This is a genomic window from Arthrobacter burdickii, assembly GCF_030433645.1.
Classification (GTDB): Bacteria; Actinomycetota; Actinomycetes; order Actinomycetales; family Micrococcaceae; genus Arthrobacter_D; species Arthrobacter_D burdickii.
Map to the genome: position 1 here is coordinate 1 of NZ_JAROCG010000003.1, position 5,243 is coordinate 5,243.

Here is a 5,243-nt window from a genome sequence, read left to right on the forward strand (position 1 = left end):
AGGTGTATGGAAATCTCATCTTGAAGCAGGCTTCCCGCTTAGATGCTTTCAGCGGTTATCCCATCCGAACGTAGCTAATCAGCGGTGCACTTGGCAGTACAACTGACACACCAGAGGTTCGTCCGTCCCGGTCCTCTCGTACTAAGGACAGCCCTTCTCAAATTTCCTGCGCGCGCAGCGGATAGGGACCGAACTGTCTCACGACGTTCTAAACCCAGCTCGCGTACCGCTTTAATGGGCGAACAGCCCAACCCTTGGGACCTACTCCAGCCCCAGGATGCGACGAGCCGACATCGAGGTGCCAAACCATGCCGTCGATATGGACTCTTGGGCAAGATCAGCCTGTTATCCCCGAGGTACCTTTTATCCGTTGAGCGACGGCCATTCCACAATGTGCCGCCGGATCACTAGTCCCGACTTTCGTCCCTGCTTGAGATGTCTCTCTCACAGTCAAGCTCCCTTGTGCACTTACACTCGCCACCTGATTGCCAACCAGGCTGAGGGAACCTTTGGGCGCCTCCGTTACTTTTTAGGAGGCAACCGCCCCAGTTAAACTACCCATCAGGCACTGTCCCTGACCCGGATTACGGGCCGAAGTTAGATATCCAGAGTGACCAGAGTGGTATTTCAACGATGACTCCACGTGAACTGGCGTCCACGCTTCACAGTCTCCCACCTATCCTACACAAGCCACACCGAACACCAATACCAAACTATAGTGAAGGTCTCGGGGTCTTTCCGTCCTGCTGCGCGTAACGAGCATCTTTACTCGTACTGCAATTTCGCCGAGTTTATGGTTGAGACAGCGGGGAAGTCGTTACTCCATTCGTGCAGGTCGGAACTTACCCGACAAGGAATTTCGCTACCTTAGGATGGTTATAGTTACCACCGCCGTTTACTGGGGCTTAAATTCCCAGCTTCGTCCCACGCAAGCGTGAAACTAACCGGTCCTCTTAACCTTCCAGCACCGGGCAGGAGTCAGTCCGTATACATCGTCTTGCGACTTCGCACGGACCTGTGTTTTTAGTAAACAGTCGCTTCCCCCTGGTCTCTGCGGCCCTGATCCGCTCCGGTGAGCTAGTCACCATCACGGTTGGGGCCCCCCTTCTCCCGAAGTTACGGGGGCATTTTGCCGAGTTCCTTAACCATAATTCTCTCGATCGCCTTAGTATTCTCTACCTGATCACCTGTGTCGGTTTGGGGTACGGGCGGCTGGAACCTCGCGCCGATGCTTTTCTCGGCAGCATAGGATCACCAAATTCCCCCCTGCGGGGGTCCCATCAGATCTCAGGCTTGTGATCGAACACAAGGACGCGGATTTGCCTACGTCCTGCCCTACATCCTTAGACCGGGACAACCATCGCCCGGCTTGGCTACCTTCCTGCGTCACACCTGTTAATACGCTTACCTCCCGAGATCAGGTCCCGCGATCCACAAAAAACCACGTCACCACAAGGGTGGGCGGTCATGCTTCTGGCGGTTAGTATCCCTCGATCAGTATTGGCGGTTCTTCGCCGGTACGGGAATATCAACCCGTTGTCCATCGACTACGCCTGTCGGCCTCGCCTTAGGTCCCGACTTACCCAGGGCAGATTAGCTTGACCCTGGAACCCTTGATCATTCGGCGGACGGGTTTCTCACCCGTCTTTCGCTACTCATGCCTGCATTCTCACTCGTGTAGGCTCCACCGCTGGTTTACACCGCGACTTCACTGCCCACACGACGCTCCCCTACCCATCCACACCCTTGAACCAGGAGAACAAGTCTCCGGCTTGGGTAAATATGTGAATGCCACAACTTCGGCGGTGTACTTGAGCCCCGCTACATTGTCGGCGCGGAATCACTTGACCAGTGAGCTATTACGCACTCTTTCAAGGGTGGCTGCTTCTAAGCCAACCTCCTGGTTGTCTGGGCAACTCCACATCCTTTCCCACTTAGCACACGCTTAGGGGCCTTAGTTGGTGGTCTGGGCTGTTTCCCTCTCGACTATGAAGCTTATCCCCCACAGTCTCACTGCTGCGCTCTCACTTACCGGCATTCGGAGTTTGGCTGACGTCAGTAACCTTGTAGGGCCCATTAGCCATCCAGTAGCTCTACCTCCGGTAAGAAACACGCAACGCTGCACCTAAATGCATTTCGGGGAGAACCAGCTATCACGAAGTTTGATTGGCCTTTCACCCCTACCCACAGCTCATCCCCTCCATTTTCAACTGAAGTGGGTTCGGTCCTCCACGACGTCTTACCGTCGCTTCAACCTGGCCATGGGTAGATCACTTCGCTTCGGGTCTAGATCACGCCACTCAGGTCGCCCTATTCAGACTCGCTTTCGCTACGGCTTCCCCACACGGGTTAACCTCGCGACGTAACACTAACTCGCAGGCTCATTCTTCAAAAGGCACGCCGTCACAGAAACAAGTCTGCTCCGACGGTTTGTAGGCACACGGTTTCAGGTACTATTTCACTCCCCTCCCGGGGTACTTTTCACCTTTCCCTCACGGTACTGGTCCGCTATCGGTCATCAGGGAGTATTTAGGCTTACCAGGTGGTCCTGGCAGATTCGCACGGGATTTCTCGGGCCCCGTGCTACTTGGGATCCTCTCCAAACGGCGTCACGCATTACGGTTACGGGACTAACACCCTCTCCGGCCGGGCTTTCAAACCCGTTCACCTATACGCACGCACACATTTCACCAGTCCGGCAGAACTGGAACGGAAAGTCCCACAACCCCAGTGATGCAACGCCCGCCGGCTATCACACACCACTGGTTTAGCCTGATCCGCGTTCGCTCGCCACTACTGACGGAATCACTATTGTTTTCTCTTCCTGTGGGTACTGAGATGTTTCACTTCCCCACGTTCCCTCCACGTACCCTATGTGTTCAGATACGGGTCACCCGGTCACTCGCGCGCCGGGCGGGGTTTCCCCATTCGGACATCCTGGGATCAAAGTTCGGTTATCAACTCCCCCAGGCTTATCGCAGATTCCCACGTCCTTCATCGGCTCCTGATGCCAAGGCATCCACCGTGTGCCCTTAAAAACTTGACCACAAAGATCAAAAAACATATCGAGAAAACCAGGCACGGACTCACGTCCGAAACCAGATTTATCTTAGAAATTGCTTCTTTTTAAGATGCTCGCGTCCACTATGCAGTTCTCAACCAACAACCCCATCACACCCGGACGCCACCCCCCTCACGGGGAACAAGGCGACCAGCCTGCGCGGGAAAACCAGAAACAACACGCACCCCACCCCACCGGACACCCCCACCGCACCACCCAGCCACAAAGGACCGGACACCACGACGCAGAAGACCACGCAGAACAGGGCCCTGTTATCTCAGGACCCAACAGTGTGCCAAACACCCCCCACCAACCCGGACCGGCAACCCGCTTTCCAGAACCACCCCCCACACACCCCACCCGACCAGAAGGAAGGGAAAGGACACGATCAGAGGTGAGACGTACTCACAGACCACCAGGGGCCGACAGGGACCTATTCGTTGATATTCCACCCATGAGCACCCACCGCGGAACAAACGCCCGCGCTATGGGCTGACTCCTGCAGGCCACACACCCACCACTCGGGATGGACGCAATGAACCTGAGGCGCTCCTTAGAAAGGAGGTGATCCAGCCGCACCTTCCGGTACGGCTACCTTGTTACGACTTAGTCCCAATCGCCGGTCCCACCTTCGACGGCTCCCTCCCACAAGGGGTTAGGCCACCGGCTTCGGGTGTTACCAACTTTCGTGACTTGACGGGCGGTGTGTACAAGGCCCGGGAACGTATTCACCGCAGCGTTGCTGATCTGCGATTACTAGCGACTCCAACTTCATGAGGTCGAGTTGCAGACCTCAATCCGAACTGAGACCGGCTTTTTGGGATTAGCTCCACCTCACAGTATCGCAACCCTTTGTACCGGCCATTGTAGCATGCGTGAAGCCCAAGACATAAGGGGCATGATGATTTGACGTCGTCCCCACCTTCCTCCGAGTTGACCCCGGCAGTCTCCCATGAGTCCCCGGCATAACCCGCTGGCAACATGGAACGAGGGTTGCGCTCGTTGCGGGACTTAACCCAACATCTCACGACACGAGCTGACGACAACCATGCACCACCTGTAAACCGGCCACAAGTGGCTGACACATCTCTGCATCATTCCGGTTCATGTCAAGCCTTGGTAAGGTTCTTCGCGTTGCATCGAATTAATCCGCATGCTCCGCCGCTTGTGCGGGCCCCCGTCAATTCCTTTGAGTTTTAGCCTTGCGGCCGTACTCCCCAGGCGGGGCACTTAATGCGTTAGCTACGGCGCGGAAAACGTGGAATGTCCCCCACACCTAGTGCCCAACGTTTACGGCATGGACTACCAGGGTATCTAATCCTGTTCGCTCCCCATGCTTTCGCTCCTCAGCGTCAGTTACAGCCCAGAGACCTGCCTTCGCCATCGGTGTTCCTCCTGATATCTGCGCATTTCACCGCTACACCAGGAATTCCAGTCTCCCCTACTGCACTCTAGTCTGCCCGTACCCACCGCAGATCCGGGGTTAAGCCCCGGACTTTCACGGCAGACGCGACAAACCGCCTACGAGCTCTTTACGCCCAATAATTCCGGATAACGCTTGCGCCCTACGTATTACCGCGGCTGCTGGCACGTAGTTAGCCGGCGCTTCTTCTGCAGGTACCGTCACCAACCCAAAAGGCCGGCTTCTTCCCTACTGAAAGAGGTTTACAACCCGAAGGCCTTCATCCCTCACGCGGCGTCGCTGCATCAGGCTTGCGCCCATTGTGCAATATTCCCCACTGCTGCCTCCCGTAGGAGTCTGGGCCGTGTCTCAGTCCCAGTGTGGCCGGTCACCCTCTCAGGCCGGCTACCCGTCGTCGCCTTGGTAGGCCATTACCCCACCAACAAGCTGATAGGCCGCGAGTCCATCCAAAACCACAAAAGCTTTCCACCAACATGGCATGCGCCAGAAGGTCGTATCCAGTATTAGACCCGGTTTCCCAGGCTTATCCCAGAGTCAAGGGCAGGTTACTCACGTGTTACTCACCCGTTCGCCACTAATCCCCCCACAAGTGAGGTTCATCGTTCGACTTGCATGTGTTAAGCACGCCGCCAGCGTTCATCCTGAGCCAGGATCAAACTCTCCGTAAATGCATTACAGACACAAGGACACCACCCGGGAAAACGGGCGACACCCCTGCACAAAATTCGAAACCAGCCAAAAAAACCAGCCACCACACGA

General features: G+C 56.0%; 2 rRNA genes. Both read right to left on the reverse strand.

What is annotated here, in order from left to right:
- A 23S ribosomal RNA gene (locus P5G52_RS18220) occupies window positions 1-3,046 on the reverse strand; the annotation flags it as partial.
- A gap of 572 nt (window positions 3,047-3,618) precedes the next feature.
- A 16S ribosomal RNA gene (locus P5G52_RS18225) occupies window positions 3,619-5,152 on the reverse strand.
- Window positions 5,153-5,243: the final 91 nt, after the last annotated feature.